The following is a 26,553-nucleotide window of genomic DNA, read 5'->3' on the forward strand; positions in this document are numbered from 1 at the left end:
GCATGGGCCTTGACGTCAAATGGGCGCAGGAATGGTTGAGGCTGTCCGCGAAAGCGATGGCGGAGCACAGGGTGGAGCTGATTGAGCTGGACCGGCCCATTGGCGATTCGGATCATGGCGAAAACATGGACCGCGGCTTCCAAGCCGTGCTGCAGAAGCTCGATGAAAGCCCGCCCGAAACCGCCGGAGCTGCGTTGAAGGCTGCGGCCATGGCTCTCATGTCCAAGGTGGGCGGTGCTGCCGGCCCGCTCTATGGCACCGCGTACCTGCGTGCGGCCACCTCGCTGGGTGAGGCCACCGACGTCGATCCCGACGCGCTCGCAGCGGCCCTCATCGCTGCGCGGGATGGCATCGTGGCACGCGGCAAGGCAGAAGTTGGCGACAAGACAATGATCGATGCCTGGACTCCTGCCGTGGAGGCAGCAAGTAACGCTGCGGCCAGCGGCCTGGAAGCATTGGCTGTGCTGGAAGCTGCCGCGGACGCAGCGGAGGCCGGGGCCAAGGCAACGGACCCTCTGGTGGCGCGTAAAGGCCGGGCAAGCTACCTGGGCGACCGCAGTGCCGGTCATCGTGATCCCGGCGCGGCGTCAACCGCGCTGCTGCTGCGGGCAGCCGCTGAAGCAGCGGCCGGTCCAGTCGACGGCGCGGGAGCAGGTGACGGATGACGGTTGGGATCGTGGTTGTTTCGCACAGCAGCAAGATCGCTGAAGGGGCCGTTGAACTCGCCGCCCAGATGGCGCCCGACGTCGAGCTCGCCGCCGCCGGGGGCACTGACGACGACCGGATCGGGACCAGCCTGGAGAAGGTGCTGGCCGCCGTCGAACAGTCCCTGGTGGATTCCGGTGGTGACGGTGTGGTGGTGCTGACGGACCTCGGTTCGGCGGTAATGACGGCTGAGTCGGCAATGGAGTTCGCCAGCAATCCGGACGCTGTCCAGCTGGCGGATGCGCCGCTGGTGGAAGGGCTCGTGGCGGCTGCAGTCGCTGCGCAAGGAGGTGCCGGCGTCGACGATGTGCGCAAGGCCGCCGAGGCGGTCAGCTTCGGCGGCGGCGGGGCTGGGCCGGACCGGCGCGACGGGCCGGCCGAAGCCAGCGGCCTGGGCGACCCGGATGCAACCGGCGACTTCGAACTCATCAACCCCCTGGGAATGCACGCGCGTCCGGCGGCAAAGATTGCAGGCGGACTGTCCGGGCTGGACGCCGAGGTGACGGTGAACGGCGCTGACGGCATGTCCATCATGGCGCTCATGGCGCTCGCGGCGGGGCAGGGCTCCAGCCTCCACGTAGAAGCCCGGGGGAAGGATGCTTCGAAGGCGGTCGAGTACGTGGGCCGCCTGGTGAAAGAGGGCTTCGGTGAGCTTTAGTTTGCGCGGATTTTCCGCCAAATATTGCTAAGTATGCTGATTAGTGATGTTGTAGAGGTACAAGGTTCCTACGACGAAAGAGGTGCGACATGGGTGCAGACGACAAGATGGAAAATGCCGGCGAGAAGCTCGGCGGCAAGGCCAAGGAAGCTGCCGGCAAGCTGACTGACGACAAGGGCCTCGAAGCTGAAGGCAAAGGCGACCAGGTCAAGGCAGACCTCAAGGGTGCCGGCGAAAAGGTGAAAGACGCCTTCAAGAAGGACTAGGAATGTGGACGGGGCCGCTGCTGTTGCAGCGGCCCCGTCTTGTTGTGCGAGATACTGCTCCGGCAGTGAGCTGACTTGATGGAGGATCTTCGTGAACATACTGGTAAAGCTGTTTGGACTCGCCGTGAGCCTGGGCGCTGGCGCGCTCGCCAACAAGACGCTGGAAGGCCTCTGGGAGAAGAAAACCGGCAAGCCCGCGCCCAAGGACGGCACGGACCTCAATGACTCTTTGCCTGGCGTCCTGGTGTTCGCCATTGTGTCCGCCGGCGTTGGCGCAGTTGTCCACGTCCTCACCCAACGGGGCACGAAGAGTGCCCTGGCCCGCATGAAAAAGACAGCTGACGAGGTTTAACCATGGCTATAGCTAAATTCCCGAGTGTTGTCATCGATTGTCCCGATGCGGCCGCACTGGCTGCCTTCTACGCCGAACTCTTCGGCTGGGAAGTCGAGGACAAGGGCGGGTGGTTCGATATCCGGCCAAGTGACGGCAGCAACTGCATCTCTTTCCAGCAGGTGGACGTGTACCAGGCTCCCGTGTGGCCCGGTCAGACCATCCCGCAGCAAATGCACCTGGACATGATTGTGGAGGACCTGGACAAGAGCGAGGAAGTTGCACTCTCCCTCGGTGCCAGCAAGGCGGATCACCAGCCAGGGGAAACATTCCGGGTGCTCCTTGACCCGGCCGGACACCCGTTCTGCCTCTGCCTTAGCTAACCCTGCCGGGCCGCCCACTGCTCTACCCGGCGGTTGCTCTCCTCCTCGGAGAGGTCCTCAACACGGGTCATGATGGACCAGCGAACGCCGAAGGGGTCCCGGATGCTGGCGTACCGGTCACCTGAAGGAAAGGTGGCCAGCGGTTCCCGGACGGTTGCGCCCGCTTGCTCGGCCTTTCTGACCAGGCCGTCCGCGTCGGCGCAGTACAGGCCCAGGGAGTAGCAATCGTCCTCGCCATTCGGAGCCGGTACCAAGTGGTAGTCGGGGTTTGGCTCGCCGAGTTGGAGATGGCCGTGGCCGAAGTCCAACTCCGCGTGGACAACAACACCACCCATCTCCGTCTCGCCCACCACACGGGCTCCGAAGACATCGCGATAGAACCGTATGGCTTCCCTCGCGTTGGTTACGGCCAGGAACGGCGTGAGGCTGGTCAGGCCGTTGGGTACGCCATGGGTGGTGTAATGGCCGTTGGCTGCGGTAGCTGGTTCTGTGCTTGTTGTGTCGGTCATGGCTACGACGCTACGCGCCAGCCGGGCAGAGACGCTTGCAGATTCGCGACAGCTTCACGCCTGCGGGTGCCGGCAGGACGGAACCGACGATCGATACGCGCGGACCTAGGGGGAACAGTGATGAACGATCCACGGCAATCAGCTCGGAATCTTCTTGAGCTGGATATCGTGACGATTGAGCGGTTATGGATCCGGTATTGGGCAGAAGGTGGAAGCGCGGATCTCCTGGAGCTGGATGCCTACGTGCATGAAGCCCTCAGGCCTCCCGCCTTCGAGCTCACTCTTCTTGGATGGGCCACGGAGAGGCTGCAGGGCGGCTGAGGACGCCGTGCACGGCGGGTCCAGTCCTGGCTATGGTCGACGGCCGGAGACGCCGTTGACAAGGGCCCGGGCCAATTCATGCAGTTTTTGGTTCCGGTCGTTGGAGGCCTTCTTCAGGATCTGGAATGCTTCATCCGGGGTGCACCTGTTCTGCGAAATAATCACACCGCTGGCAGTGTCGATGACCGACCGGGTTTCCATGGCGGCGTCAAGGTTCTCCGCTGTTTCGTTCAGGGTGGTTATCCGGATTGCTACCCGCAAGGCCTTGCCTGCGATTCCCGCGAAGGTCAGCGTGTCAGCAACGGCCTCGCGGGTAAATGTTCCGGGCTTGGGAGCAAAGAAGTTCAGGACAGCTGCAGAGTCATGCTCCAGCTCCATCGGCACGCCAAGAGTGCTCCGCATTCCGACGGCGGCCAGCTCCTGGCAGTATTTGTCCCACTGCGGCGAGGACAACGCGTCATCGAGAAGGACGGGGCGCCCGCTCTCCAGGGCGTCGATGCAGGGACCTTGCTCCAGCGACTGCTCGATCCGGTCCAGCAGCATCGCCTGTTCGCTGCTGCCTCCAATCGTCGCAGTACGTTTGCGTCGACCCAACGTCACCGCACACTCAATTGCCGTTCCTGTGGACCGGGACGCTACCGCCGCGCCCAGTTCAGTAAGCCCGTTCAGGAACGCCCTGATGTCTTCGGCACTGGCAATCAGATCAGCCAGCTTGTTGGCGTCATCCGACCAGTCCTCCGCGGTCCCGGAACGCACAAAACCACCCGCCCTTCGCAAACAAGAACAAAGCACCAGGGGCCTCCCCGCTGAAGCCCGGGACACTCCGGTGCGGGAGAGTCGTGGGATGCAAAGCACCCAGGCCGCCGCTTGGTACCAAAGTTCCGGCAATAATCTAGCAGCAATTCCAGTCTTGAGGGACGGGACTCTGGCGCTCCACCATGGCAGTACCACTGGTGGCCCCTGCAGTCGGCAGCCGGGGGCGGTATATTCGTCGCTGACGGCAGCACACCGAACGGAGGTCCTGTGGAGAGCTCCTTCAAGGGCGTCCTCTATCCGGCGCGGTTGCCCACCTTCCATCGCGTTCCAGCGCCCGAGGCGGTGTCCCATCTGGTGCAGTGGTTCTGGATCCCCGAATGGGATATCGAGCCCGGCCGGTCCTCCCGGCAGCACCTGATCGCCTACCCCGCCTCCAATCTGGTGGTGCAAAGCGGAGCTGCGGGGTTTTCGGGTCCCACCACCCGGGCGGCATTCCGGGACCTCACCGGCAAGGGTTGGGCCGTTGGCGCCCTGCTCCGCCCGGCTGCGGTCCCGCTCTTCACCGACGATCCCGGGACTTTGCGCGACCAGGAAGTGGCCTTGCCACTGGAAGATCTTGTCTCCGCTGTCTCAGCAGCGATGGAGCCGCCTACCGGAAAGGCTCAGCCCGACGGCGGCGCCCGCCGTGAGCGTGCGGCGGCTGCTTTCGCTCGCTGGCTGGCTTCCCGGGACGTGGTCCCGTCCGACGAGGCGTTGCTCGCCAACCGGATGGTGGACATCATCGCATCCGAACCGGACGTGCTCCTGATTGAGGATGCAGCACGCCGCCTGGCAGTATCGCCGAGGACCCTGCAAAGACTTGCCAGGAAGTACGTTGGCCTGAGCCCCTCGGCCCTTATCCGGCGTCGCAGGCTGCAGGATGCCGCCGAGCGCGCAAGGTCCGATCCAACAGCGGACCTTGCGGCGATCGCCGTCGAACTTGGTTACGCAGACCATGCGCACCTGACGAACGACTTCCGGAAATATCTGGGCTTTACGCCGAGTACGTATCGGAGGTCAGCCGGGGAGTCGTGAGTGCCGGGACGGAAGGTTCAGCGGCGGCTTCACTGACCTCTGTATTGGTTGTTTCGCCGCGGAATGCCGCCAGCATGGCCTCGCGATCGAACTGCCCCTCCCACTTGGAGACGACGAACGTGGCAACACAATTGCCTAGGAGGTTGACCACGACGCGCATGGAGTCCATCAGCCGGTCGGCACCCAGAAGCAGGGCCACTCCCGCTACCGGGAAGATCCCCAGGGCGCCTGCCGTCGCGGAGAGGGCCAGGAAGGCCGATCCGGGAACGCCGGCCATGCCTTTGGACGTGAGCATCAGGATGCCGAGGGCGGCCAGCTGCTGCCCGAGGTCCAGATTGTGTCCGAAGGCCTGCGCCAGGAACAGGAGGGAGATTGAGAGGTAGAGCGCGGCGCCGTCGAGGTTGAAGGAGTATCCGGTGGGAACCACCAGGCCTGTAGTCGCCCGGGAGCAGCCGGCGTTGGTCAGCTTGGTCATGATGCGGGGCAGCACCGATTCGGTGGAGGCCGTACCCAGGGCCAGCAGGAACTCTTCGCGGGTGTACTTGATGAACTGCCACAGCGGGACGCGAGGGTAGACCCAGGCGACGACGAACAGCAAGGCTATGAAGACCACGGCTGAGCCATAGCAAGCCGCAATCAGCAGGGCGTAGGTACTGAGCGAGCTGAGACCGTACTGGCCGATGATGAAGGCCATGGCACCGAAAGCCCCCACTGGCGCAACCCGCATGACCCAGCCCATGATCTTGAAGAAGAGCTCCAGGGTGGTCTCCATGACATCGACGACGGGCTTGCACTTCTCGCGCCCGACAACCACGATGGCGGCGCCAAAGAACACAGCGAAGCACAGGACCTGAAGCAAGGAGTTGGACGCGAACGCCCCGACCACGCTGGTGGGGATGATTCCGAGCAGGAATTGGCCCGCGTCTTTGGGCGGAGCAGCGGTGGTCTTGGCGTTCACCGCATCCGCTGACAAGGTGGCGGGATCGATGTTCAGGCCCGCACCCGGCTGCACGATGTTGGCTACTACAAGGCCGAATGCCAGCGCGAACAGCGTGGCGGCAGTGAAGTAGATCAGCGCTTTCACTCCTACCCGGCCCACGGCTTTCACGTCACCCACAGCGGAGATACCTGTGACGATAACCAGGAAAATCAGCGGGGCGATGATCATTTTGATGAGCTGGATGAAGCCGTCGCCCAGTGGGCGGAGAGCGGAACCAAGGTCCGGCCAGAGATAGCCGATGGCGATCCCCAACACCACGGCCACCAGGATCTGGAAGAACAAGGATTTGTACAAGGGCTTCTTTGCCGCGGGGCTCACAGCCGTGGCGGATGTTGGAATCTTCACAATGGCGCCTATCTATGCAAACGGCCGCGCAAGGTCACGGTCCGGGATCACATAAGACGCTATGGAAGGCTTGTTTCCGGGATGCTAATTCCAAGGTCCCGCTATGTTTAATATCGGAAGCAAGTTTCCACAATGCGGAAACCCAATTTGAATCCGACTCAGCGCTGCCGCAGCCCCGCCGCATCCAGCCACACGCCGGCCGCAATGACCCTTCCGCACTTCTCGCCGTACGGGTAGTCGCCCTTCGGTGTGAACTCCAGTGTGCGGGTGGGCAGCGGGGCGCCGGTCTTGGAAGTGCCGTTCACCGTCACTTCGAGGGGAGACTCACTCAGGGCCGGCAACTCGAGGAAGCCCTGCAGGGTGCCATCCGGAGATGAGGTAGCCGAGCACACCCCGTCCGGCGTGCAGCTTTCGTCCGCTGTCACGGCGCCTGGGTTCAGCATGATGTCCTTCTCCGTGCACGCGGCGTCCTGGCAGGCCTTCAGCCGCAGGGAGCCGACCTGGTCCGCGTACTCGGCAACCACAGTGAGGGACACTCCCGCCACATGGCCAATCGCCGGGCAGGCGACCGGCTCGGCAACGCAGCCGGTCAGCAGGGCCACGGCCCCCGCCAGCGTGAAAGCCACTCCGATCTTCCCCATGCTTCAGAGTAGGACGGCGGTGGCCGCACCGCTACGCCGGAAGCCGCAAGCCGTCGTCGTGCATCTCCGCCAGGCCGTCGGCCAACAGCCCGTCCAGTGCCCGCTCAAGCTGCTCAGGTGCCGAGTTCAGCCGGTGCAGGGCGGCCAGCGGAATGCCGATGCCCGAGGCCTCGAATCCAAGGTCCGCGGGCGCCCGCTCAAACATGTCGCGCGGAACGGGGTGTGACGCTTCGCGCAGGACGGCCATCACGGCGCCGCGAACCTGGCGGTCGGTGCCGTGCCAGGACTGCCCCTTGGGCGTATACGACGGCGGCGGCTCACCGGCCGCGAGCCACGCGCAGCTGGAGCGGACGGGACAGTCCGCGCATTTGGGATTGCGGGCCGTGCAGACCATCGCTCCCAACTCCATGACGGAGGCGTTCCAGCGGACGGACATGGCCTGGTCGTCGGGGAGGAGCGAGTCCGCGAGGCGCATTTCCGCCGCAGTGAGCGCAGGCGCCGGCAGGGCATTCCCCGAGATCAGCCGTGCGTGGACGCGGCGGATGTTGGTGTCCACCACGGTCTCCCGCCGCTCGAAGGCAAAAGCGGCGACGGCGGCAGCTGTGTAGCTGCCAACACCCGGCAGCCCCAGGAGCTCCGGATAAGTATCGGGAACCCTGCCGTCGTGCTGCTCGCGGATGGCGACGGCGGCAGCGTGCAGCCGGAGCGCACGGCGCGGATAACCCAGGCGCCCCCAGTGGCGGACCGCCTCACCGGAGGGCTCCGCGGCCAACCGGGCGGGTGTGGGCCAGCGCTCCATCCAGTCGAGCCACACGGGCAGGACCCGGACCACGGGGGTTTGCTGGAGCATGACTTCGCTGACCAGAATGCCCCAGGGGCTGCAGTCGGGCTCGCGCCATGGGAGGTCCCTGGCTGTCCGGGAAAACCACTGGTCCAGGGCGTCGTGGAGGCCGGCGAGCTGGACGGAATCGGGAAGTGTCATACTGCCATCCACTGTAGTGGAAACGACCGCGCGCACCCGCCCATGGCCGACGTCACACAGCCCCGGATTGCTGCCCTGCGGCGTGTAGGTTAGGTGCCCTGACAACCGCGAGCCTAGCCTAGAAGCATGGCCTCCAACGGTAAGCAGCAGTCGACCGCGCGCTCAACAGCGCCGGCGAAGGGTGCTGCCCGCGGCTCCTCCGGAACCCCGGCGAAAAAGAGGCGGCCCAGCCCTGCCGTGTACCGCCGTCGTCGGCAGGTTGTTTTCGGCGGCCTGCTGCTGGTGATCGCCCTGGTGGTTGTGGGGGTGCTGGCTGTTGCCGGGACTTTCGCCGGGAGTCCTGAGCCGCAAGCGGTGTCCACCTCCGAACCCGCGCAAGCGCCTACGCAGGGGAGCGCAGCGTCCACGACGCCGTCGCCGTCGGCTTCGCCCAGTCCCGTATGCGACTTTAACCTGATGACCGTCGCCGCGAAAACCGACAAGCCCGCCTACGGTGCGGAAGAAAAGCCGCTGCTCACCATGACAATCACCAACGGCGGCACTGCACCTTGCGAAGTCAACGTGGGCACGTCCCAGATGGAATACGTGGTGATGAGCGGATCCGACCGCATTTTCTCCTCCAAGGACTGCCAGACCGGCGGGGAGGACCTGGTGAAGACCATCCAACCGGGCAAGAGCGAGACTGCGAACTTCCCCTGGCAGCGGAACAGGTCGCTGGAAGGCTGCGGCGTGATCGACGCCAAACCCGGCGCCGGGGGCGCCTACTACACATTTGAGGCGCGGCTGGGAAACAAGGCCAGTCCCAAAGCGGTTTTCCAGCTGAACTGACACCCGCCGGAAAGCGTCCGACGGCGGCCGGCGGCTTAGAGGAACCGGTCCAGCAGGCTCGCCTCGGCCATGCGGCTCAAACCCTCGCGGACCGTACGGGCACGCTGATCGCCGATGCCGTCCACGGTCATGAGATCGTCAATAGTGGCGGCCATCAGGTTCTGCAGCCCGCCGAAGTAGTCCACCAGACGGTCGGCGACAGCCTTGGGCACGGACTTCAAACCGGACAGCAAACGGTAGCCGCGCGGCTGGACCACCGCGTCCAACTGCTCAACGCCACCGGCAAACCCGATGATGTGGGCGATGCGGCTGAGGTCGATCAATTCCGTGGGTCCGAGGTTGAGCAGCGCCTGCACGGCTTCCTCAATCTCCTCGGGTGTGGTGTTGGGGTCCGAGTAATCCCGGATGATCACTTCACTGCCAGGTCCGCGGCCCACAGTGAGTTCCTCAACCTGCAGGGACAACAAGCGGCCGTCTTCGCCAAGTTCCAGGACGTACTGGGCAATTTCCTCAGAGATGCGCCGGACCATTTCCTGGCGCTGCAGGGTCACGGCAACGTCCCTGACCGTGACCAAAGCCTCGATCTCCAAGGCTGAAAGCGAACTGGTGACCTGGTCCAACCTGGCGCTGTAACGCTCCAGGGTCGCCAGTGCCTGGTTGGCGCGGGCCAGGACCTTCTCCGACCCTTCCAGGACGTGGCGCAGGCCGTTCACGTACAACGCGATGATCTGCATGGATTGACTCACCGAGATGACGGGAACACCTGTTTGAATCGCGACGCGTTCGGCCGTGCGGTGCCGGGTACCGGATTCCTGGGTTTCGATGCTCGAGTCCGGGACCAGTTGCACGGCGGCGCGGACGATGTTGCTGGCGTCCTTGTCGCAGATGATGGCCCCATCCATCTTTGCCAGCTCGCGAAGCCGTGTGGGGGAGAAATCGATGCCGATGTCGAATCCACCCGAGCAGATGGAATCGATGGTGCGGTCATATCCCAGCACGATCAAAGCGCCTGTGCGCCCTCGGAGGATGCGCTCCAGGCCGTCACGCAACGGAGTTCCGGGTGCGACTCTGGCCAGGGTCGCCTTGAGCGACTCTTCCGGGCTCCGGGCCATAGGGTTTCCCTTCGAAGGTGCAAGCCCATGGCTCGCAGACATGCTGAATGCGGTGTCAGTTGGCGCATCCGAAAAATGGCCTTGTGACGACAAGCTCAATGATAGGGCTTCATCGCACCCTTAACCGCACCAGCAAGCCCCAAAGTGGGCCATTTCGTTATGTTCGGCAGTGCTCCGGAGGCGGGTTTTCGACGACGCCCGGCAGGCGCACTTTACGAACGAGGCCCGTTGACGTGGGCTCATATAACAAGTTGGTGTATTTATTGCCCGGCTGAGACCGAAGCTGCCCGTGCATCCATGGGTCTCAGTATTCAACCTGCCGCTTGAGCTTGTTTCCCAGCCACAGCATCGCAAGGCTCACTACGAGGAAGCCGACTGATATGGCCAGAGCGAAGACCACCACACCCGTCCAGCCACCAGCACGCGCCGGGTCGATGAACCAGTAGGGATACCAGTTCACAAAGGCTCCCCGGATCAGGCTGTAGACCAGGTAACCGATGGGGTAGAGAAGCCAATACCAGATGTGCTTGGGCTTGAGGGTGGTCCGGGGCGGCTGGAACAGCCAATCCGCCACCATCACCACAGGCATCAGGTAGTGGACCACGAAGTTCACCCACGGGAGCAGGGACCCGAGGTCCTCGCCGGCAAGCAGGGCACCGAACACCAGCCCCACCACCGCCATGGCGATGGTGGCGGTCCCGCGGGTCACGTCGTCGGCCTCCGAGGGGCGTTTCCGGATCAGGACCCGGTAGCCGCTGATGAGGAGCACCAACGCAGCAAAGATGTTGGACAGATTGGTGAAGTAGCTGAAGAAGTTCCAGAGGTCGTAGCCCATGCCCAAATGAACCGTCAGCTGTGTACCCACCGCTATCAAGGTCAAAAGGCCAAAGAAGAAGCGTCCCCCGACAAGCACATTTCTCTTGGTCATGGGCCAATCCTTGCCCAAAGGAAGTCGGTGGGTGGCCCGACACCCCGAAAGTGTTAAGTGATCAGCAGTTCCAGTGCCTCTGCAAGGTGCCCCACCTCGCGCACGGAGAAGCCATCCGGGATGACCCCGGCCCCGGCAGGACTCGCCGGAACGATCGCGTGGGTGAACCCGAGCCGGTGGGCCTCCTGGATGCGCTGGTTGATCCCGGGAACAGGGCGGACCTCGCCCGCCAGGCCCACTTCGCCGAACGCAATGAGCCGCTGGGGGAGGGCCTTCCGCGACTTTGCCGACGCAACGGCCAGCGCCACCGCCAGGTCCGTGGCGGGCTCCGTAAGTTTCACGCCGCCCACCGTTGCCACGTAGGAATCGTCCTTATGGAGCATGCAGCCCGCACGTTGCTGCAGGACTGCCAGCAGCATTGCCACGCGGGAGCTTTCCAGGCCGCTGGTGGCGCGGCGTGGTTGGGAGTTGGGGCTCTCGGCAAGGAGCGACTGGACCTCGGCGAGCAAAGGCCGGCGGCCTTCCATGGTGACCGTGATGCACGTCCCGGACACCGGCTCACGGGTGCGTGAAACGAACAGTCCGCTGGGATCAGCCAGTCCTTCGATGCCTGTTTCGTTGAGGTCGAAACACCCGACATCGTCCGTGGCGCCGTACCGGTTCTTGACGGCCCGCAGCAGGCGGAGACGCGAATGGCGCTCGCCTTCGAACTGGCACACGACGTCCACCAGGTGCTCCAGCAAACGCGGACCGGCGATGGTGCCTTCCTTGGTCACGTGGCCCACCAGCAAGGTGGTCATGTTGCGCTTTTTGGCCGCGGCAATGATGGAGGCCGCAACCTCGCGTACCTGCGAAACACCGCCGGCGCCGCCCTCCACATCCGCGCTGCTCAACGTTTGCACGGAGTCAACAATCAGCAGCTTGGGCTCTAGCTTCTCCACCTGGCCCAGCGCCTGCCCCAGGTCGGTCTCCGCTGACAAGTAAAGGGTGTGGGCGACGGCGTCGATCCGCTCAGCGCGCAGCTTCACCTGGGCTGCCGACTCCTCGCCCGTGATGTAAAGGACGTCCTGCCCGGTCCGCGCGAACTTGGCCGCGACGTCCAGCAGCAGAGTGGATTTCCCGACGCCGGGTTCCCCGGCGAGCAGGATGACGGCACCGGGAACAAGCCCGCCTCCCAGGACGCGGTCCAGTTCGTCCACGCCGGTGGGCAGGAACGCGGCGGTAGTCCCGTCGACCTCGGCGATGCGGCGGGCCGGCTCCAAAACGGTGGCGGCCGCCGTCGTGCGCGCAACAGTGGCGCCGTATTCCTCGACGGTTCCCCAGGCCTGGCACTCACCGCAGCGCCCCACCCACTTGATGGCTGTCCAGCCGCATTCTGCGCACTTGTAGGCGGGTGTCTTGGATGCGCGCGATGTCTTTGAAGCCATGCGTTCCAGACTAGTCGTGGGGACTGACAGTATTAGCCCGTCCGTAGCGCACCGCGTCAACGAACACTGCCAGGCCAAACACGCCCAGTGCCACACCCATCGACGCCACCACGTCGGTGAGCCAGTGGTAGCCAAGGTAGAGCCGGCTGTAGGCGACCAGCAGCGTCAGCAGGGCGGCCCCTGCGTAGGCGGCCACCGCCGTCGTGCGTGTTCCTGAACGGGACACCAGCAAGTAGGCCAGGACAAGCGTGAAGACGGCGGCGCCGAGCGTGTGGCCGGAGGGGAAGGACAGGGCGTCATCGGGACCCAGGAGGAAGTCCGACGACGACGGCCGCGACCGGGAAACGTCCAGCTTGATGACCGCCGCGAGCACCACGGAAAGCACCATCGCGCCCATCAGGATGGCCGGACGCCACAGTTCCTTCTTCCATACGGCCCATGCCACGGCGACCAGGCCGCCGATGATGGACATCATGGTGGGTGAGGTGGCTTCCGAGACGCCGGCCAGGAAGGCCGTTGCCAAAGCGTTGCGGGAATCGACAACCACCGAGTGAACGGCTCCGTCGAGCGTCGCCAGGCCGCTCGAGGACAACACGGAAGCGAACATCAACCAGAAGACCACGTCCCCGGCAACAAACAACCCGCCCGCCCACAGGAACAGGACCCGCTGCCGCACCCGAAGGGCAGGGGCAGGTTTTGGGCGCAGGGCCAGACGCGCAGAAGGTGCAGAAAGCATCGGCCCATTATCCACAGCGTAAATGGGACTTGGCTGGGAACGCCGGGCGAAAGCTACAGCGCGGGCAGTACCGCCCGGGCTTCCTCAGGTTCCATCCCGCTGGCCTCCAGCAGGTCCACCATGAGCGGCCGGAACAGCATCACCACGGTTTCGCCTTCAAGCCGCTGGACGTCAAGCATCTTCGGGTGCAGCCGGGCGGCGATGTCCGAGAGGTCGTTCCTGGCCCGCCGCAGATGCACCCTGCGCGTACCTTCGCTCTGCTCGGACAACCCGATGGTCATTTCGTCGATGGCGGCCGCAGTTTCCTGCAGGACCTCCGAGATGCTCTCGATCGCCTCGTCGGACAAAGCCGCGTGGTTGATGGCACTGGTGAGGCGGCGTGCGAACACCCGGCTGTTGCGCAGTGCGAGGTCGATGTACTCCAGCGAATGCTCCAGGCCGGCGAGTTCATCGCGGTGCCGGCGATGCGCCGGGGCCAGCGTCGCCACCTCACCGGAAGCGCGCAGCGTTTGCCGCATCCGGTCCACTAAAGGCTGGCAGTTGCGGCCACGGATCAGGGCGTGCCAGGCAGTGGTGGAGTCGCTTTCGATCATGGCCGTGGCACACTCACGAAGAACCTCGGCGAGCTCGTGCAGGATCTTCTGGATGTCCTTCCGCGGTTCCCGGCGTGGATCCTTGGGCACCAAGATGGTCACCAGCAGCGCAAACACGCCACCCACCACGGCATCCAGGCTGCGCGTAAAAGGCCCGCCGGCCGGCGCCGGAAGCAACACCACCAGAAGCGACTGCAGCCCCAGCTGGGTGGTGAAAATAGTCCCGCTGTCCAGGAACCTGGCCAACAGGATCGAGAAGAGAAGTACGACGGCGGCCTGCCAGATCCCGGCGCCCAGCCAGTGAAGCAGCAAATCACCAACCACGATGCCCAGTGTGCAGCCCAGGCCTACCTCTATCACCCGGCGCAGCCTGGGATCGCGTGAGAAACCCAAGGCAATCAGGGAAGACGTTGCGGCGAACAGAGGCCCCTGGTGGCCCAACACGTATTCGGCGAAAGCGTAGGCGCCAACCGCGCAAACCGTCATTTGGATGGCCGGCGTCAACGAGTTCCGGCTCCGGACCAGGCCGGTCCTGACTCTGGCCCGCAGAAACCTCTTGCTTGCGTTCAGTCCCTTAGCGGCAGCCATGTCCTTCAGTCTATTTCCCCGCCCGCCATCTGCCGGGGAGCGACGAGCGCAACCGGGGAACCACTCAAGGTGGCGCGCGCCACATAACCCAATGGTCCGCCGTCGTTCACCTTCCGTTCACCTGCCACCGCAGATCCCGTTACCTGCGCTCCTTACCTTCAGTAAAGGAACAAAAAGGTCCACAGCTCGCGCACGCCGAAATCTCCGTTCGGAACGCATCTGAGAAATCCCTGGAAGGGGTACATCCAAGTGAAGGCAACTCGCTTCGGCCGCAACGCGGCAATCGCGGTCATCGCAGCAGGCGCACTCGCGCTCACCGCTTGCGGTTCTGACAACGCAACCGGCACCACTGGCGGCACCCAGTCCGCAGCAGCCGGCACCAAGGTAACCGGCACCCTGACCGGTATCGGCGCCTCCTCCACCGGCGCAGCAATGGACGCTTGGAAGGCCGGTTTCGCCTCCGCAAACCAGGGCGCCACTGTCCAGTACTCCCCGGACGGTTCCGGCGCGGGCCGCAAGGCAATCATCGACGGCTCGGCACAGTTCGCCGGCTCGGATGCCTACCTGAAGGATGACGAGCTCAAGGCTTCCAAGGCCAAGTGCGGCCCCGAGGGTGCCATCAACATCCCGGTCTACATCTCCCCGATCGCCGTCGCCTTCAACATCCCTGACGTCAAGGAACTGAAGCTCGACGCCGCAACGGTCGCCAAGATCTTCCGCGGCGAAATCGCCAACTGGAACGATCCCGCCATCGCAGCCCTCAATGCAGGCGTCACCCTCCCGGACCTCAAGGTCACCCCGGTGAACCGCTCCGATGACTCCGGCACCACCACCAACTTCACCGACTACCTCGCAGCCGCTGCTCCCGAGGTCTGGACCGACAAGGCTGCCGGCGTATGGCCCGCATCCCTGAAGGGCGAAAACGCCAAGGGAACCTCCGGCGTCGTCAAGACCGTCACCGACACCCCGGGTGCCGTGACCTACGCCGATGACTCCGCAGTTTCCGGCAAGCTGGGCACCGCCTCCATCAAGGTGGGCGAAGAGTTCGTCAAGATCTCTGCCGACGCTGCTGCCAAGGCTGTCGAAGCAGGCAAGCCCGTTGACGGCCGCGCCAGCAACGACGTTGCCATCAAGCTGGACCGCAAGACCACCGCATCGGGTGCCTACCCGGTAGTCCTCGTCTCGTACCACGTTGTCTGCACCACCTACGAGACCAAGGAAGTTGCTGACCTGGTCAAGGCCTTCGAAACCTACGTAGTTTCGGATGAGGGACAGAAGACCGCTGCCGACGCCGCGAAGTCCGCACCGCTCTCCAAGACCCTGCAGGACAAGGCAAAGACCGCCATCGAATCCATCAAGGCCAAGGCCTAAGGTTCCCGGCGGGTTCGCTGAACCCGGCTGAACACTGAAGTTCCCTGTCCCGCACGGAGTGGCCGCAGAGCCGCCCGGGCGGGGCAGGGAACTTAGCCATGTATGACCAGTTCACTCCAGACTGAAGGATCGTGAAGTGACCACCAACTCCCTGACAACCTCCCAAGGCGCAGGACGCGCCGGGGACAAGGTTTTCTCCGGGGCCGCAATGGCCGCAGGGTGCCTTATTCTTGCGGTTCTCTTCGGAGTCGCGTTGTTCCTCGTGGTGCAGGCGATCCCCGCGCTCACCGCACCGCCCGCCGACATCCAGGGCGGACACGGCTTCTTCGCCTACATCGCCCCGATCGTGGTGGGCACGTTGATCGCCGCCGTGATCGCATTGGTCATCGCCACCCCCGTGGCAATCGGCGTTGCCCTGTTCATCTCGCACTACGCCCCGCGCAGGCTCGCCGCCGGCCTGGGCTACGTGGTGGACCTCCTGGCCGCCATCCCTTCCGTTGTTTACGGCGCTTGGGGCGCGGCTTTTCTGGCCAAGGAAATCTCGCCCGCCTATGACTGGCTGGCCACCTACCTCGGCTGGATCCCGATCTTCGAAGGTCCCGCTTCGGCCACCGGCAAGACCATCCTCACCGCCGGCATTGTCCTGTCCGTCATGGTCCTTCCCATCATCACCTCCCTGTCACGCGAAATCTTCCTGCAGACCCCCAAGCTGCACGAAGAAGCAGCACTGGCCCTGGGAGCCACCCGCTGGGAAATGATCAAGATGGCTGTGCTGCCGTTCGGTCGCCCCGGCATCATCAGCGCCATCATGCTCGGGCTTGGCCGGGCCCTGGGGGAGACCATGGCTGTTGCCCTGGTGCTGTCCTCGGGCGTCCTCACCGCGAGCCTCATCCAGTCCGGCAACCAGACCATTGCCGCGGAGATCGCCCTGAACTTCCCCGAAGCCAGCGGCCTGAAGGTCAACACCCTGATCGCTGCCGGCCTGGTGCTCTTCGTCATCACCCTCGGCGTGAACATGATCGCCCGCTGGATCATCACACGGCACAAAGAATTCTCGGGAGCCAACTAAATGACCGCCACAGTAGCCCGCAAGCGCTCCGCACTCACCAAGGGCCAACTGCCAAAGTTCGCGCCCTACATCGTGCTGGCCGTCGCACTCGTCGTAGCAGCGGCCATCATGCCACTGATCGGCTTCAACGCCTTCGGCTGGGGCATTGTCGCCGCGATCCTCTTCGCTGTCGGCCTGGTTTCCTGGAGCGGCGCTGTTGAAGGCGCCCGCAAAGCCAAGGACAAGCTGGCCACCTGCCTGGTGGTGGGTGCGTTCCTGATCGCGCTCCTGCCCTTGATTTCGGTGATCGTCACGGTGCTGATCAACGGCATCCCGGGGCTCATCACACCCGGATTCCTGGGCACCTCCATGAACGGTGTCACCGGAGCGTTCGACAACAAGGCGGCAGAAGAAGGCGCCCCCGTGCTGGGCGGCATCTACCACGCCCTGATGGGCACCATCCAGATAACCCTCCTGGCCACTGTCATCTCGGTGCCGGTGGGCCTGCTCACCTCGATCTACCTCGTGGAATACGGCAACGACCGTCCGCTGGCCCGCGCCATCACGTTCTTTGTGGATGTCATGACAGGCATTCCCTCGATCGTGGCCGGCCTCTTCGCGGCAGCGTTCTTCTTCGCCATCGTCGGCCCGGGCACCAAGACCGGTGCGGTGGCCGCCGTCGCGCTTTCCGTCCTGATGATCCCGGTGGTGGTCCGCTCCAGCGAGGAAATGCTGAAGATCGTCCCGAACGAGCTCCGCGAGGCCTCCTACGCGTTGGGCGTGCGCAAGTGGCGCACCATCACCAAAGTGGTCATCCCGACGGCGATCTCCGGCATCGCTTCCGGCGTCACCTTGGCGATCGCCCGAGTGATCGGTGAAACCGCCCCCATCCTGGTGACCGCCGGGTTCGCCACCACCATCAACAACAACGTGTTCGGCGGTTGGATGGCCTCGCTGCCCACGTTCATCTACACGCAGATCCTCAACCCGACGTCGCCGTCCAACCCTGGTCCCTCGGACCAGCGTGCTTGGGGCGCCGCGCTGGTGCTGATCATCCTGGTGATGCTCCTGAACCTCGGAGCCCGCCTCATCGCCCGCATGTTCGCGCCCAAGACGGGCCGCTAGCCGGGTCTGCCGGGACGCCCGGCACTCAAAACTTCCAGAACCCCCAAGGAACAAAGGAACACCATGTCCAAGCGCATCGACGTCAAAGACCTGAATGTCTACTACGGCAATTTCCTGGCCGTCGAGGACGTCAACATCAACATCCAAGCCAAGTCCGTCACGGCTTTCATTGGCCCTTCCGGCTGCGGCAAGTCCACCTTCCTCCGCACGCTGAACCGCATGCACGAGGTCCTTCCCGGCGCCCGCGTCGAGGGCGAGGTGCTGCTGGACGGCGACAACCTTTACGGTCCCGGCGTGGACCCCGTGACCGTCCGTACCCAGGTGGGCATGGTCTTCCAGCGCCCCAACCCGTTCCCCACCATGTCCATCCGCGACAACGTGCTGGCGGGCGTGAAGCTGAACAACAAGAAGATCTCCAAGGGAGCAGCCGATGCACTCGTTGAGAAGTCCCTTGTGGGTGCCAACCTTTGGAACGAGGTCAAGGACCGCCTGGACAAGCCGGGGTCCGGTCTTTCCGGTGGCCAGCAGCAGCGTCTGTGCATCGCCCGCGCCATCGCCGTTGAGCCTCAGGTGATCCTCATGGATGAGCCCTGCTCCGCCCTTGACCCCATCTCCACGCTGGCCGTCGAAGACCTCATCAACGAGCTCAAGGACCAGTACACCGTGGTGATCGTGACCCACAATATGCAGCAGGCCGCCCGCGTGTCCGACAAGACCGCGTTCTTCAACATCGCAGGCACCGGCAAGCCCGGCAAGCTGATCGAGTTCGCCGATACGACCAGCATCTTCAACAACCCGTCCCAGAAGGCCACGGAAGACTACGTGTCCGGCCGCTTCGGATAAGGGTTCCGCGGGTTCCGGCTTTCTATGGGGGGAGTCGGCACAGAACGACGGCGGCCGTCGCCTTGGGGGTACGGCCGCCGTCGTTTTTTGTTGCCCAACTGAGGGGGCAGATATCGACCCAATGACTGCTCACTGGGCCGTTGTCCTTCCCAGTTGGGGTTACAGGCGTGTGAGCGGGGAGAGCGCAAGCTCCAGGATGAACGCCGCTATTGCGGTGACCAGTGGCGTTGCTACCCAGAACAGCAGGATCCTGCGGACCAGGCGCCGGTTGACGGTGTGGAAGCGTTGGTTGACGCCGCCGCCCAGTACCGAGGCCGTGAGTGTGTGCGTGGTGGAAAGCGGCAGCTGAAATCCGATCGCGCCGATAAACAGCATCACCGACGTCAGGGTCTGGGCCACGAATCCACGCAGCGGATCAACCCGGATGAGCTTGTGCCCCAACGTGTGGGAGATCCGCCAGCCACCCAACAGGGTTCCCGCCGTGAGCATGACGGCGGTGAGGAGCAGGATCCACAGAGGGACGTCGTCCCCGCCCGAGAACCCGGCAGCCACGATTGCCAGAAGAATGACCGCGGCCGTTCGCTGCCCGTCCTGGAGGCCATGGCCGAACGCAACAGCCGCACTGGAAACGGCTTGCGCACGCCGGAAGCGCCTGTTGACGACGTTCGGCTGCGTGTAGCGGGCGGCCCATGTCACCGGCCACACCAGGAGGTAAGCCGCCCCGAAGGCTATCAACGGCGACAGCACCAGGGGGAGGACCACCTGTGTGACAACGATGCCGTCCACGCCCCCGATGGAGTTTCCGCCCACCAGGATGCTCGCGCTGCCTGCGCCGATCAGGCCGCCCACCAGCGAGTTCGTGGAAGACAAAGGAATGCCACGCCACCACGCATAAACTCCCCACAGTATTGATGCCGCCAAGGCTGAGGCGAGCATGGTGAGGCCGCTGGTGCCATCGGGCAGGGTGATCCATGACTGCGTGAAGGCGAGGACGAACGTGCCGCTGAGCATGGCGCCCACGAAGTTGAAGACGGCAGCCAGGAGCACGGCGATGGACGGCGTAAGGGCCCGGGTCCGGGTGGAAAGCGCGACGGCGTTGGAGACATCCCGGAAGCCGTTGAGGAATGCGAACCCGGCAGCCAAGGCAACTACCAGGACCAGGGCGGCGATGGTCACGTCATGATTCCTTGACGATGATGCTGCCTACCTGCGTGGCGACCTTCCGCATGTCTTTGGTCACTTCCACCAACTGGTTGGCGATGTCCCGGTGCCGCGCGTACTGCGCGGACTTCATGTCCTTGAGCATCTCGGCCACCCAGATCCGATGGGTGCGTTCTGCACGCTTGGTGAGCCGGAGGATTTCAATCCAGTAGTCCTCGAGTTCATCAAGGTCCTCGAGCTTCCTCATTGCGTCCACCGTCAGCTCGGCCTGCCGGCTGATGATCTCCAGCTGGTCGGCGGCGCGTTTGGGGAGCCGGTCCAGCTTGTAGATCGCGACGAGGTCGCCGGCGGCATCCAGCTTCTCCATGGCCTCGTTGAGGTGGCGCGACAAGGTGTACATGTCCTCGCGGGGGAGGGGGTTCACGAAACTGGTGCGCATGTGCGTCAGGAGTGCGAAGTGCAGGTCCAGGGATTTCGACTCATGCTCGTGCAGTTCCTCGGCAAGGCGGTCGTGCTCGCCGGCGGGGGCGCCGAGAATCTCGGACAGGGTTCCGGTGGCTGCCACGATGACGCCGGCCATCTGTGCGAGCAGTACGAGCCCGGCAGGTTCCTGGGGGAAAAGGCGCAGCTTCATGTCGCTTCCGGGCTGGGGACGGGTGGGCGCAGGCCGCTTGACTTGACGCGACCCGTTTCGCTCCCAACTTTACCGGTCCGGCGGCGAGCTGCGGGATGCGCGCGGGAACGTTGCGGGAAGTTGTCCCCATCGCGAGGTGCTGCACATCCATGCAACACTTGGCAAGACAAATATTTAATCCAATCAATGGGGGAATTATGCGTTTCAACAATGTTGTGAAGATCACCGGCTTGGCGGCTGCCGGGATGCTCGCCTTGAGTGCCTGTGGACCCGCTGCGTCGAGCCCGACGCCGGCCGGCTCCGAATCGTCGTCCTCGTCGTCGTCCGCTTCGCCTTCAGCGTCGTCGTCGTCCTCTGCTTCTTCTGCTGCCTCCGAAGGCACTTCCTCGGGAGACTACAAGGTTGCCGCCTGGGCGCTTCCCATCTCGGACGCCGGCGAGAAGCTGGGCAGCATGAAGGGTGACAGCTTCTCCGTGGATGTCTTCCAGGTGGCCACGGACGTCGCATCCAAGGACAGCATGTTCGTGGACAAGGAAACCAAGGAGAACCTGCTGAAGAAGGGCGCTCCGATTGTTTACGTGAACTACGTGGTCACCAACACCTCTTCGGCGGATATCCCCCTGAGCCACTCGCTGGTGACGCCCTCTGCGAAGTACACGGACTGGAAGTACCTTGGCGGCATGCCGTCCGATTCCAGCAGCGACGGTTTCAAGAAGCACGGCCTCACCAGCTCAGGCATCAAGCTGAAGGAAAAGGACCCGTTCGTGCTGAAGCCGGGTGAGTCGTTCAACATCGCCGAGAACTTCGCCTACACCGCAGGCAAGGAAACCGAGATCAAGGCCACCATGACGCCGCAGGACGCGGCCGGCGACCTGGATCACGACAAGAAGGAAACCGCCGAAACTACGGTCACTTTGAAGTAGTTCCTGCCGCGTTTGCCCGGGCCCGTTTCAGGACAGGCCCGGGCAAACTGCGTTCGGGCATAAAAATGGTGCCGAACCGGATACGCCTCTCGGCGGTAGGCCGCTCGAAGCGGCTATAAGTTGAAGCCCGGGGGTTTCGCGGTTCGACACCAGTTTTAGTTTTCCCCGTCTGGCTGGCTAAGTCAACATTGACAGTCCGGGCCGGGCGTGGGTACGTTTCGCCCTTCTGCTGCGTTAGTCCAGCTCTCCAAGCCGCCACGCGTTTGCGGCATGTTCGAGGTCTTCCGCGGTTTTCACCAGCTGGTGGGAGTTTCGGGTGAGCTTGCTCGCGTGGCCCTCATTGGTGTGTTCGGCGCCGTCGGCAAGTGTCGCCTGGCCGAGTGCCACCACGCGGCAGAACGCAGCCGAACGTTCCAGCGCGACGTCGAACTCGCCGTCGAAGGCGCCCGACAAAATCGCGTCAGCCATGGTCTTCATCTCGTCGGCTCCCGGCGGCTCAGCCGCCCCTGCCACCACGTTCGAAACCTGCGCGGTATCGCGACCGGCGCGGAAGTACACGGAGATGCGCTCCGGGTTCTGGATGGTTGCGGCGCGGAGGGCATACAGCCGCCAGAGGGCGCCCGGCAGGCTTCGGGCAGGGCTTTCAGCCCACATCTCGGCGATGGCTTCGAGGCCTTGCTCATCGGCCAGCTTCACCAGCCTGCGGGTGACTTTGGGGTCGTCGCTGTCGCGGCCGCGCTTCACCAGCGCCTGGGCAGCCAGGTGCGCTGCCTCGGAAACGCGTGCCGGGTCTGCCCCACCGGCGAACGGTTCGAAATCGATGGGGGCGAAGGGCTTGGGCTTGTGGTGCCTGTTTGCTCCGCCGTACGCACGTGATCCTGGCTGTTCGCTCATGAGTTCACCGTACTCCTGTGCTCTGGTGGGGTCGAGTAACGGTTCCTTGGGCCGCTGTTGCCGGGGCGGGCCTTCGCTACCCGCTTTGCCGCCGCCCTGAGACCGACACGCCGCAGCTGCCGCGCGTCGTCGTCGACTTCCCGCACAAAGAAGGTAACGACGCCGCAGCGCGCCTTCGGTTCCATACCTGCCTTGACCTTGGGGTACAGTATTTATGGCTGTTTCAACAGCTGGAGGGCCTTTAGCTCAGTTGGTAGAGCATCGGACTTTTAATCCGTGGGTCGTGGGTTCGATCCCCACAGGGCCCACCCTCCAAAACAGGCCGGAGACGCTGAGTCTCCGGCCTGTTTTTTGTTGTCCGCCCACGGCCTGGCGGTCTTGGCCCTCACTCCCGTTCCGCAGCAGTGAACGGCGCAAAGGACAGCATGGGCGTCAGGGTTTCGCCCGCCGAGCAACCATGGCGGCATGCGGACGGACTCCGGGGTCTGCGCGGGAGTGTGTGCTGGTCACGGTAAAGCCCGCATCCTGGAGCCGGGCGGCCATCTCCTCCACGGGCCAAAAATAGGCGGGCGTCACGGCATGCGGGAAGACCACCAGGGTGACTCCCTCGAAGAATCCCAGCAGGAGGCCGCCGTCGGGCCTGAGGCATCGGGCAAATTCGTCCAGGACCGCGCCGATGTCTTCGGGGGGAGTGTGAATCAGGGAGTACCAGGCGAGGATCCCGGCGAGTGACTGGTCCGGAGTCGGCAGAACCTGGAGGTCACCCACCGTGAAGGGGATGTCCGGGTAGCGCTGCCGGGCGGTCTCGATGAACTCAGGCACCAGGTCCACGCCCTCGGCATCCACGCCAATCGAGTGCATGAAGTGCGTCCACTGGCCTGGGCCGCAGCCGGCGTCGAGGACTTTCCCGTCAAGGCTGCCGGCCCAGTCCTGGACGAGCGCGCGATCGTCGGTGTTGGTGCTGCTGATGGACCCGAACAGCGAGGTGTACTCGGCCGCGCGGGCGGAATAGGCGGACGCAGTGATCCCGGATGACATGGACTCCAGCCTAGGCCGCTCCCAACCCGCTCGGTGCGAATTCCCGATGCAGAACGGCGCAAGCGCCGCGCAAAGCAAAGAAAGTCCTTGACTCGGCATCGATACATCGACAGCATGGTTCTATAACGTTGTAAATTGACTCGTAAGCCCCGAACAACCCAGCAGACAAGGACCCATGCCTTGGGAGACCAGAACAACACCGCCAAAATCACCATCGACCCCGCATTTGTCATCGGTCCGGTACGGAGAAAAACCTTTGGGGCCTTCGTCGAGCACCTGGGCCGCTGCGTCTACACAGGAATCTTCGAACCGGAGCACCCGCAGGCTGACGAGGACGGATTCCGTACCGACGTCCTGGAGCTCACCAGGGAACTCGGCGTCTCCACCGTCCGCTACCCCGGAGGGAATTTCGTTTCGGGCTACCGCTGGGAGGACGGGGTGGGTCCCAAGGAAGACCGCCCCACCCGCCTGGATCTCGCCTGGCACTCCAGCGACCCCAACCTGGTGGGCGTGGACGAGTTCGCCAAATGGTCCGAAAAGGCCGGTGTCGAGCCCATGATGGCAGTGAACCTGGGCACCAGGGGAACGCAGGAAGCCCTGGACCTGCTGGAATACTCCAACATCAAGGGCGGTACGGCCCTGTCCGAACAGCGCAAGGCCAATGGCGCCGTCGAGCCCCACAACATCAACATGTGGTGCTTGGGCAACGAGATGGATGGTTTCTGGCAGATCGGCCACAAAACGGCCGCAGAGTACGCCCGGGTTGCGGCTGAAACAGCCCGGGCCATGCGCATGGTGAACCCGGACCTGGAACTGGTGGCGTGTGGAAGTTCCGGCCCGGACCTCCCCACATTCGGCGAATGGGAGCGTGTGGTCCTCAACGAAACCTACGAACTCGTGGACCTGATCTCAGCCCACCAGTACTTCGAGGACTTCGGAGATCTGCAGGAACACCTGTCCGCCGGGCACAGGATGGAGGCCTTCATCAAGGACCTGGTGTCCCACATCGACCACGTGAAATCTGCAACGAAATCCGGCAAGCAGGTCAATATTTCCTTCGACGAGTGGAACGTCTGGCACATGTCCCGGGACGAATCCAAGGCACCCACCGGTGATGACTGGCCGGTCGCCCCGGTACTGCTGGAGGACCGCTACACAGTGGCGGACGCCGTGGTGGTGGGTGACCTCCTGATAACGCTGCTTCGCAACACGGACCGCGTCCATTCAGCCAGCCTTGCTCAACTGGTCAACGTGATCGCGCCCATCATGACCGAGCCCGGTGGCCGTGCCTGGAAGCAGACAACGTTCCACCCGTTCGCGCTCACGTCGCAACATGCCTCGGGCGATGTGCTGAACCTCGCCGTCGAATCGCCGCAGCTGGGCAGCGAAAAGACGCCCGCCTTCAGCGCGTTGTCAGCGGTGGCAACGCATGACGCCGATGCCAAGGAGGCCGTCGTCTTCGCCGTGAACCGCTCGGCGACTGACGCGCTGACCCTGGACGCCGCCGTCGGAAGCCTCAACGCGCAGAAGGTTATCGAGGCCATCACGTACACGAACAAGGACCCGTACTGGCAGGCGACGGCGGACGATTCGACGTCGGTCCTGCCGTCCGAAAACGTCAGCGTCAAGCTCGACGGCGGCCGCCTCACCGCCGGGCTTCCGCCCGTGAGCTGGACCATGATCAGGTTGTCCCTCGAGTCCTAGGGCAACGCTGGAGTCCTAGGGCAACACAGGGCGGCCAGGACACCACGGGGCGTCCTGAACAGTGGGAAACTAGGCGATCTGCTGCGTACCGTCGTGGAACATGGGGTACGCGGAAATAGGTGTGACGGTGGCTGGTTCCGGTGCCTGCGCTGCGGGCTCCGGAGCCGGCTCGTCGACGGTCACGATCTCCATGGACTCCATGTCCAGCAGCCGCCGGCTTCCGGTGTGGTCATTGAGCCAGAAGAGGTCCGTTCCTGCCACTGTCTTGACCACGGTTCCCCGGTGGTAGAGCCGTCCGTTGTGCCATGCCTCGACGTAGCTGCCCGGGCTCAACGGGTGCGGTTCCTCCTGGCTGCCCGGCATGGTTCCGAATGCCTGCGCCAGGCTTGCCTGTGTCTTCAGGGCCTGGAACAAGTCCCTGTTTGCGATGCTCATGTCTGCTCCCCTCGGCTGTCGCCTTCCATTCGCCCCAGCATTGCGCATGTTTGTTGCAGGGGCGTTGCAAGGGGATGAGCGATGTGTGACGGAACAAGAGGCATTGCACTCGTGGTCGGTCAAAGCCCGGAAGCCGCTCCATCTGCAACGATGTATGAAAACGCAACGAAGGAGCCCCTGCATGGCCGTCACCATGAACGACGTCGCACGCGCCGCCGGAGTCTCGTTGAAGACGGTCTCCAACGTCATCAACAACTACGAGTTCATCCGCGCTGCCACCAAGCAACGCGTCCTTGATGCGATCGAGGAACTCGGCTACGAAACCAACCTCACAGCCCGCAGCCTCCGGTCGGGCAAGACCAGCATGCTCGGCCTGGTCCTGGCAGACCTCTCCATCCCGTACTACGCGGAACTGGCATCGGACATCATGAAGGCGGCGTGGGCCCGCGGTTACCGGGTGCTGGTGGAGCAGTCCGGCAACGAGGCAGAACACGAGAAGGCGGCACTCCAAGGGCAGTTCCGCAGCCTCACCGACGGCCTCCTGTTCATCCCGCTCGCGCTCGACGCCGAGCAGATCATCGCCGCTGCCGGCAAGAAGCCGTTGGTCCTCCTGGGCGAATTCGTGCAGGACCCGCGCCTGGACATGGTCCTCATCCGGAACTACGAGGCCGCCGCGGCGGTGACCTCGCACCTGTTGGCGGGTGGTCGCCGTCGTATAGCTGTCCTGGGCGCCGACGACGGCGACACAACCGGCAGTGCCGGCCTGCGCCTCAGCGGCTACAAGGCTGCGCTCGCTGATGCCGGGGTGGAGTACGACCCCGCCTTGGTGGTGCGGTGCGAGTGGCGGCGGGACGGGGGCGCTGAGGCGGTGGCGAAGCTGTTGAACGAGGGCGCGGAATTCGACGCCGTTTTCGGCCTCAACGACGTTATTGCTTTGGGAGCGCTCCACGAACTCCTGCTTCGCGGCCGGAAAGTTCCCGGGGAGATTGCCGTAGCCGGTTTCGATGACATCGAGGAGGCCCGGTTTGCCTCGCCGTCGCTGACAACGGTGGCGCCCGGTCGTACGGAAATCGCGGAGCGCGCCGTCGAACTTCTGATCGAGCGGATCGAAAGCAACCTGGCCGCTCCCGCCGTGCAGCAGCCGGAGGCGGCGTTCGAGCTGCGGGTCAGGCAGTCCGCGCCGTAGGCCGTTAG

30 protein-coding genes and 1 tRNA gene are annotated in these 26,553 nt (G+C 64.1%); 16 read left to right on the forward strand and 15 right to left on the reverse strand.

Annotation, left to right across the window (positions count from 1 at the left end; translation table 11 throughout):
• The first annotated feature begins 2 nt into the window (after window positions 1–2).
• The 5 genes from dhaL (at window position 3) to HMI60_RS05015 (ending at window position 2,343) form a co-directional block, all read left to right on the forward strand.
• Window positions 3–665, forward strand: a complete 663-nt coding sequence (gene dhaL / locus HMI60_RS04995; RefSeq protein WP_193590663.1) for a dihydroxyacetone kinase subunit DhaL — start codon at window positions 3–5, stop codon at window positions 663–665.
• Window positions 662–1,363, forward strand: coding sequence for a dihydroxyacetone kinase phosphoryl donor subunit DhaM (gene dhaM, locus HMI60_RS05000; RefSeq protein WP_018780109.1), 702 nt, complete (start codon window positions 662–664; stop codon window positions 1,361–1,363). The genes dhaL and dhaM overlap by 4 nt, the downstream gene beginning before the upstream one ends.
• An 89-nt stretch (window positions 1,364–1,452) precedes the next feature.
• The gene (locus HMI60_RS05005; protein WP_018780110.1) at window positions 1,453–1,629 is read left to right on the forward strand and encodes a CsbD family protein; all 177 of its coding nucleotides are present in this window, start codon (window positions 1,453–1,455) and stop codon (window positions 1,627–1,629) included.
• Window positions 1,630–1,720: 91 nt separating this feature from the next.
• On the forward strand, window positions 1,721–1,981 hold the full coding sequence (locus HMI60_RS05010) for a DUF4235 domain-containing protein (protein WP_018780111.1): 261 nt from the start codon (window positions 1,721–1,723) through the stop codon (window positions 1,979–1,981).
• Window positions 1,982–1,983: 2 nt separating this feature from the next.
• Entirely contained in the window at window positions 1,984–2,343 is a 360-nt protein-coding gene (locus tag HMI60_RS05015) for a VOC family protein (RefSeq protein WP_193590664.1), read from the forward strand.
• On the opposite strand, the gene HMI60_RS05020 is transcribed toward HMI60_RS05015, so the two are convergent.
• Window positions 2,340–2,852 carry a glyoxalase/bleomycin resistance/extradiol dioxygenase family protein gene (locus tag HMI60_RS05020; RefSeq protein ID WP_193590665.1) on the reverse strand — a complete coding sequence of 171 codons (513 nt, stop codon included), beginning with the start codon at window positions 2,850–2,852 and terminating at the stop codon, window positions 2,340–2,342. The two genes, HMI60_RS05015 and HMI60_RS05020, sit on opposite strands and share 4 nt — an antisense overlap.
• 120 nt (window positions 2,853–2,972) lie before the next feature.
• On the opposite strand from HMI60_RS05020, the gene HMI60_RS05025 reads away from it, so the two are divergent.
• Window positions 2,973–3,173, forward strand: coding sequence for a hypothetical protein (locus HMI60_RS05025; protein WP_018780114.1), 201 nt, complete (start codon window positions 2,973–2,975; stop codon window positions 3,171–3,173).
• Between the two features lie 30 nt (window positions 3,174–3,203).
• On the opposite strand, the gene HMI60_RS05030 is transcribed toward HMI60_RS05025, so the two are convergent.
• Complete coding sequence (locus HMI60_RS05030; protein WP_193590666.1) at window positions 3,204–3,929, reverse strand: GAF and ANTAR domain-containing protein; 726 nt, start codon at window positions 3,927–3,929, stop codon at window positions 3,204–3,206.
• A gap of 267 nt (window positions 3,930–4,196) precedes the next feature.
• Here HMI60_RS05030 and HMI60_RS05035 point away from each other — a divergent pair, with 267 nt between their 5' ends.
• Window positions 4,197–5,003, forward strand: a complete 807-nt coding sequence (locus HMI60_RS05035; protein ID WP_193590667.1) for a helix-turn-helix domain-containing protein — start codon at window positions 4,197–4,199, stop codon at window positions 5,001–5,003.
• Here the strand turns inward: HMI60_RS05035 and dctA are convergent.
• From dctA to HMI60_RS05050, 3 genes are all read right to left on the reverse strand, one after another.
• Window positions 4,963–6,348, reverse strand: coding sequence for a C4-dicarboxylate transporter DctA (gene dctA / locus HMI60_RS05040; RefSeq protein WP_018780117.1), 1,386 nt, complete (start codon window positions 6,346–6,348; stop codon window positions 4,963–4,965). The two genes, HMI60_RS05035 and dctA, sit on opposite strands and share 41 nt — an antisense overlap.
• 158 nt (window positions 6,349–6,506) lie before the next feature.
• A complete protein-coding gene (locus tag HMI60_RS05045; protein ID WP_039239190.1) occupies window positions 6,507–6,989 on the reverse strand; it encodes a hypothetical protein in 483 nt (160 codons plus the stop codon).
• A 31-nt stretch (window positions 6,990–7,020) separates the two neighbouring features.
• Window positions 7,021–7,971, reverse strand: a complete 951-nt coding sequence (locus HMI60_RS05050; protein WP_227453653.1) for an A/G-specific adenine glycosylase — start codon at window positions 7,969–7,971, stop codon at window positions 7,021–7,023.
• Window positions 7,972–8,097: 126 nt separating this feature from the next.
• Between HMI60_RS05050 and HMI60_RS05055 the strand changes: the two genes are divergently transcribed.
• Complete coding sequence (locus HMI60_RS05055; protein WP_018780120.1) at window positions 8,098–8,799, forward strand: hypothetical protein; 702 nt, start codon at window positions 8,098–8,100, stop codon at window positions 8,797–8,799.
• A gap of 35 nt (window positions 8,800–8,834) precedes the next feature.
• Here HMI60_RS05055 and disA read toward each other — a convergent pair whose 3' ends face one another.
• The 5 genes from disA to HMI60_RS05080 all read right to left on the reverse strand — a co-directional run bounded on the left by disA (window position 8,835) and on the right by HMI60_RS05080 (window position 14,183).
• Window positions 8,835–9,911: a DNA integrity scanning diadenylate cyclase DisA gene (disA, locus tag HMI60_RS05060; RefSeq protein ID WP_018780121.1), complete on the reverse strand. Its 1,077-nt coding sequence runs from the start codon at window positions 9,909–9,911 to the stop codon at window positions 8,835–8,837.
• A gap of 304 nt (window positions 9,912–10,215) precedes the next feature.
• On the reverse strand, window positions 10,216–10,839 hold the full coding sequence (locus tag HMI60_RS05065; RefSeq protein ID WP_039239196.1) for a Pr6Pr family membrane protein: 624 nt from the start codon (window positions 10,837–10,839) through the stop codon (window positions 10,216–10,218).
• 53 nt (window positions 10,840–10,892) lie between these two features.
• Complete coding sequence (gene radA, locus HMI60_RS05070; RefSeq protein ID WP_193590668.1) at window positions 10,893–12,266, reverse strand: DNA repair protein RadA; 1,374 nt, start codon at window positions 12,264–12,266, stop codon at window positions 10,893–10,895.
• 10 nt (window positions 12,267–12,276) lie between these two features.
• Window positions 12,277–13,002 (reverse strand): phosphatase PAP2 family protein, encoded by a 726-nt coding sequence (locus HMI60_RS05075; protein WP_193590669.1) that lies wholly within the window; start codon window positions 13,000–13,002, stop codon window positions 12,277–12,279.
• 53 nt (window positions 13,003–13,055) lie between these two features.
• Window positions 13,056–14,183, reverse strand: a complete 1,128-nt coding sequence (locus tag HMI60_RS05080; protein WP_018780125.1) for an aromatic acid exporter family protein — start codon at window positions 14,181–14,183, stop codon at window positions 13,056–13,058.
• A 249-nt stretch (window positions 14,184–14,432) separates the two neighbouring features.
• Here HMI60_RS05080 and pstS point away from each other — a divergent pair, with 249 nt between their 5' ends.
• The 4 genes from pstS (at window position 14,433) to pstB (ending at window position 18,570) form a co-directional block, all read left to right on the forward strand.
• Entirely contained in the window at window positions 14,433–15,554 is a 1,122-nt protein-coding gene (pstS, locus tag HMI60_RS05085) for a phosphate ABC transporter substrate-binding protein PstS (RefSeq protein ID WP_193590670.1), read from the forward strand.
• A 136-nt stretch (window positions 15,555–15,690) separates the two neighbouring features.
• Window positions 15,691–16,623, forward strand: a complete 933-nt coding sequence (pstC, locus tag HMI60_RS05090) for a phosphate ABC transporter permease subunit PstC (RefSeq protein ID WP_018780127.1) — start codon at window positions 15,691–15,693, stop codon at window positions 16,621–16,623.
• Entirely contained in the window at window positions 16,624–17,727 is a 1,104-nt protein-coding gene (pstA, locus tag HMI60_RS05095; RefSeq protein ID WP_193590671.1) for a phosphate ABC transporter permease PstA, read from the forward strand.
• A gap of 63 nt (window positions 17,728–17,790) precedes the next feature.
• Window positions 17,791–18,570 carry a phosphate ABC transporter ATP-binding protein PstB gene (gene pstB, locus HMI60_RS05100; RefSeq protein ID WP_039239203.1) on the forward strand — a complete coding sequence of 260 codons (780 nt, stop codon included), beginning with the start codon at window positions 17,791–17,793 and terminating at the stop codon, window positions 18,568–18,570.
• A gap of 159 nt (window positions 18,571–18,729) precedes the next feature.
• Here the strand turns inward: pstB and HMI60_RS05105 are convergent, their stop codons facing one another.
• Window positions 18,730–19,746: an inorganic phosphate transporter gene (locus tag HMI60_RS05105; protein ID WP_039239210.1), complete on the reverse strand. Its 1,017-nt coding sequence runs from the start codon at window positions 19,744–19,746 to the stop codon at window positions 18,730–18,732.
• A 1-nt stretch (window position 19,747) separates the two neighbouring features.
• Window positions 19,748–20,365, reverse strand: coding sequence for a DUF47 domain-containing protein (locus HMI60_RS05110; RefSeq protein ID WP_018780233.1), 618 nt, complete (start codon window positions 20,363–20,365; stop codon window positions 19,748–19,750).
• A 197-nt stretch (window positions 20,366–20,562) separates the two neighbouring features.
• On the opposite strand from HMI60_RS05110, the gene HMI60_RS05115 reads away from it, so the two are divergent.
• Window positions 20,563–21,288 carry a hypothetical protein gene (locus HMI60_RS05115; protein ID WP_018780232.1) on the forward strand — a complete coding sequence of 242 codons (726 nt, stop codon included), beginning with the start codon at window positions 20,563–20,565 and terminating at the stop codon, window positions 21,286–21,288.
• Window positions 21,289–21,522: 234 nt separating this feature from the next.
• Here the strand turns inward: HMI60_RS05115 and HMI60_RS05120 are convergent, their stop codons facing one another.
• On the reverse strand, window positions 21,523–22,182 hold the full coding sequence (locus HMI60_RS05120) for a hypothetical protein (protein WP_018780231.1): 660 nt from the start codon (window positions 22,180–22,182) through the stop codon (window positions 21,523–21,525).
• Between the two features lie 235 nt (window positions 22,183–22,417).
• Here HMI60_RS05120 and HMI60_RS05125 point away from each other — a divergent pair.
• Window positions 22,418–22,490: transfer RNA gene (locus HMI60_RS05125), tRNA-Lys, on the forward strand.
• A gap of 124 nt (window positions 22,491–22,614) precedes the next feature.
• On the opposite strand, the gene HMI60_RS05130 is transcribed toward HMI60_RS05125, so the two are convergent.
• Complete coding sequence (locus HMI60_RS05130) at window positions 22,615–23,220, reverse strand: class I SAM-dependent methyltransferase (protein ID WP_193590672.1); 606 nt, start codon at window positions 23,218–23,220, stop codon at window positions 22,615–22,617.
• 180 nt (window positions 23,221–23,400) lie between these two features.
• Here HMI60_RS05130 and HMI60_RS05135 point away from each other — a divergent pair, with 180 nt between their 5' ends.
• Window positions 23,401–24,924 (forward strand): alpha-N-arabinofuranosidase, encoded by a 1,524-nt coding sequence (locus tag HMI60_RS05135; RefSeq protein WP_018780229.1) that lies wholly within the window; start codon window positions 23,401–23,403, stop codon window positions 24,922–24,924.
• A 69-nt stretch (window positions 24,925–24,993) separates the two neighbouring features.
• Here the strand turns inward: HMI60_RS05135 and HMI60_RS05140 are convergent, their stop codons facing one another.
• Window positions 24,994–25,359, reverse strand: coding sequence for a hypothetical protein (locus HMI60_RS05140; RefSeq protein ID WP_018780228.1), 366 nt, complete (start codon window positions 25,357–25,359; stop codon window positions 24,994–24,996).
• Window positions 25,360–25,540: 181 nt separating this feature from the next.
• Between HMI60_RS05140 and HMI60_RS05145 the strand changes: the two genes are divergently transcribed.
• Window positions 25,541–26,545, forward strand: coding sequence for a LacI family DNA-binding transcriptional regulator (locus HMI60_RS05145; protein WP_193590673.1), 1,005 nt, complete (start codon window positions 25,541–25,543; stop codon window positions 26,543–26,545).
• Window positions 26,546–26,553 lie beyond the last annotated feature (8 nt).

It is taken from the genome of Paenarthrobacter sp. YJN-D, from assembly GCF_015040335.1.
Classification (GTDB): Bacteria; Actinomycetota; Actinomycetes; order Actinomycetales; family Micrococcaceae; genus Arthrobacter; species Arthrobacter nicotinovorans.

Coding starts and splice junctions, on each gene's coding strand:
- HMI60_RS05050 (WP_227453653.1), bottom strand. CDS start 7,971: ATGACACTTCCCGATTCCGTCCAGCTCGCCGGCCTCCACGACGCCCTG.
- dhaM (WP_018780109.1), top strand. CDS start 662: ATGACGGTTGGGATCGTGGTTGTTTCGCACAGCAGCAAGATCGCTGAA.
- HMI60_RS05130 (WP_193590672.1), bottom strand. CDS start 23,220: ATGTCATCCGGGATCACTGCGTCCGCCTATTCCGCCCGCGCGGCCGAG.
- HMI60_RS05145 (WP_193590673.1), top strand. CDS start 25,541: ATGGCCGTCACCATGAACGACGTCGCACGCGCCGCCGGAGTCTCGTTG.
- HMI60_RS05055 (WP_018780120.1), top strand. CDS start 8,098: ATGGCCTCCAACGGTAAGCAGCAGTCGACCGCGCGCTCAACAGCGCCG.
- HMI60_RS05020 (WP_193590665.1), bottom strand. CDS start 2,852: ATGACCGACACAACAAGCACAGAACCAGCTACCGCAGCCAACGGCCAT.
- HMI60_RS05115 (WP_018780232.1), top strand. CDS start 20,563: ATGCGTTTCAACAATGTTGTGAAGATCACCGGCTTGGCGGCTGCCGGG.
- HMI60_RS05045 (WP_039239190.1), bottom strand. CDS start 6,989: ATGGGGAAGATCGGAGTGGCTTTCACGCTGGCGGGGGCCGTGGCCCTG.
- HMI60_RS05005 (WP_018780110.1), top strand. CDS start 1,453: ATGGGTGCAGACGACAAGATGGAAAATGCCGGCGAGAAGCTCGGCGGC.
- HMI60_RS05080 (WP_018780125.1), bottom strand. CDS start 14,183: ATGGCTGCCGCTAAGGGACTGAACGCAAGCAAGAGGTTTCTGCGGGCC.
- disA (WP_018780121.1), bottom strand. CDS start 9,911: ATGGCCCGGAGCCCGGAAGAGTCGCTCAAGGCGACCCTGGCCAGAGTC.
- pstA (WP_193590671.1), top strand. CDS start 16,624: ATGACCGCCACAGTAGCCCGCAAGCGCTCCGCACTCACCAAGGGCCAA.
- radA (WP_193590668.1), bottom strand. CDS start 12,266: ATGGCTTCAAAGACATCGCGCGCATCCAAGACACCCGCCTACAAGTGC.
- HMI60_RS05140 (WP_018780228.1), bottom strand. CDS start 25,359: ATGAGCATCGCAAACAGGGACTTGTTCCAGGCCCTGAAGACACAGGCA.
- pstB (WP_039239203.1), top strand. CDS start 17,791: ATGTCCAAGCGCATCGACGTCAAAGACCTGAATGTCTACTACGGCAAT.
- dhaL (WP_193590663.1), top strand. CDS start 3: ATGGGCCTTGACGTCAAATGGGCGCAGGAATGGTTGAGGCTGTCCGCG.
- HMI60_RS05025 (WP_018780114.1), top strand. CDS start 2,973: ATGAACGATCCACGGCAATCAGCTCGGAATCTTCTTGAGCTGGATATC.
- HMI60_RS05075 (WP_193590669.1), bottom strand. CDS start 13,002: ATGCTTTCTGCACCTTCTGCGCGTCTGGCCCTGCGCCCAAAACCTGCC.
- HMI60_RS05110 (WP_018780233.1), bottom strand. CDS start 20,365: ATGAAGCTGCGCCTTTTCCCCCAGGAACCTGCCGGGCTCGTACTGCTC.
- HMI60_RS05065 (WP_039239196.1), bottom strand. CDS start 10,839: ATGACCAAGAGAAATGTGCTTGTCGGGGGACGCTTCTTCTTTGGCCTT.
- HMI60_RS05120 (WP_018780231.1), bottom strand. CDS start 22,182: ATGAGCGAACAGCCAGGATCACGTGCGTACGGCGGAGCAAACAGGCAC.
- HMI60_RS05015 (WP_193590664.1), top strand. CDS start 1,984: ATGGCTATAGCTAAATTCCCGAGTGTTGTCATCGATTGTCCCGATGCG.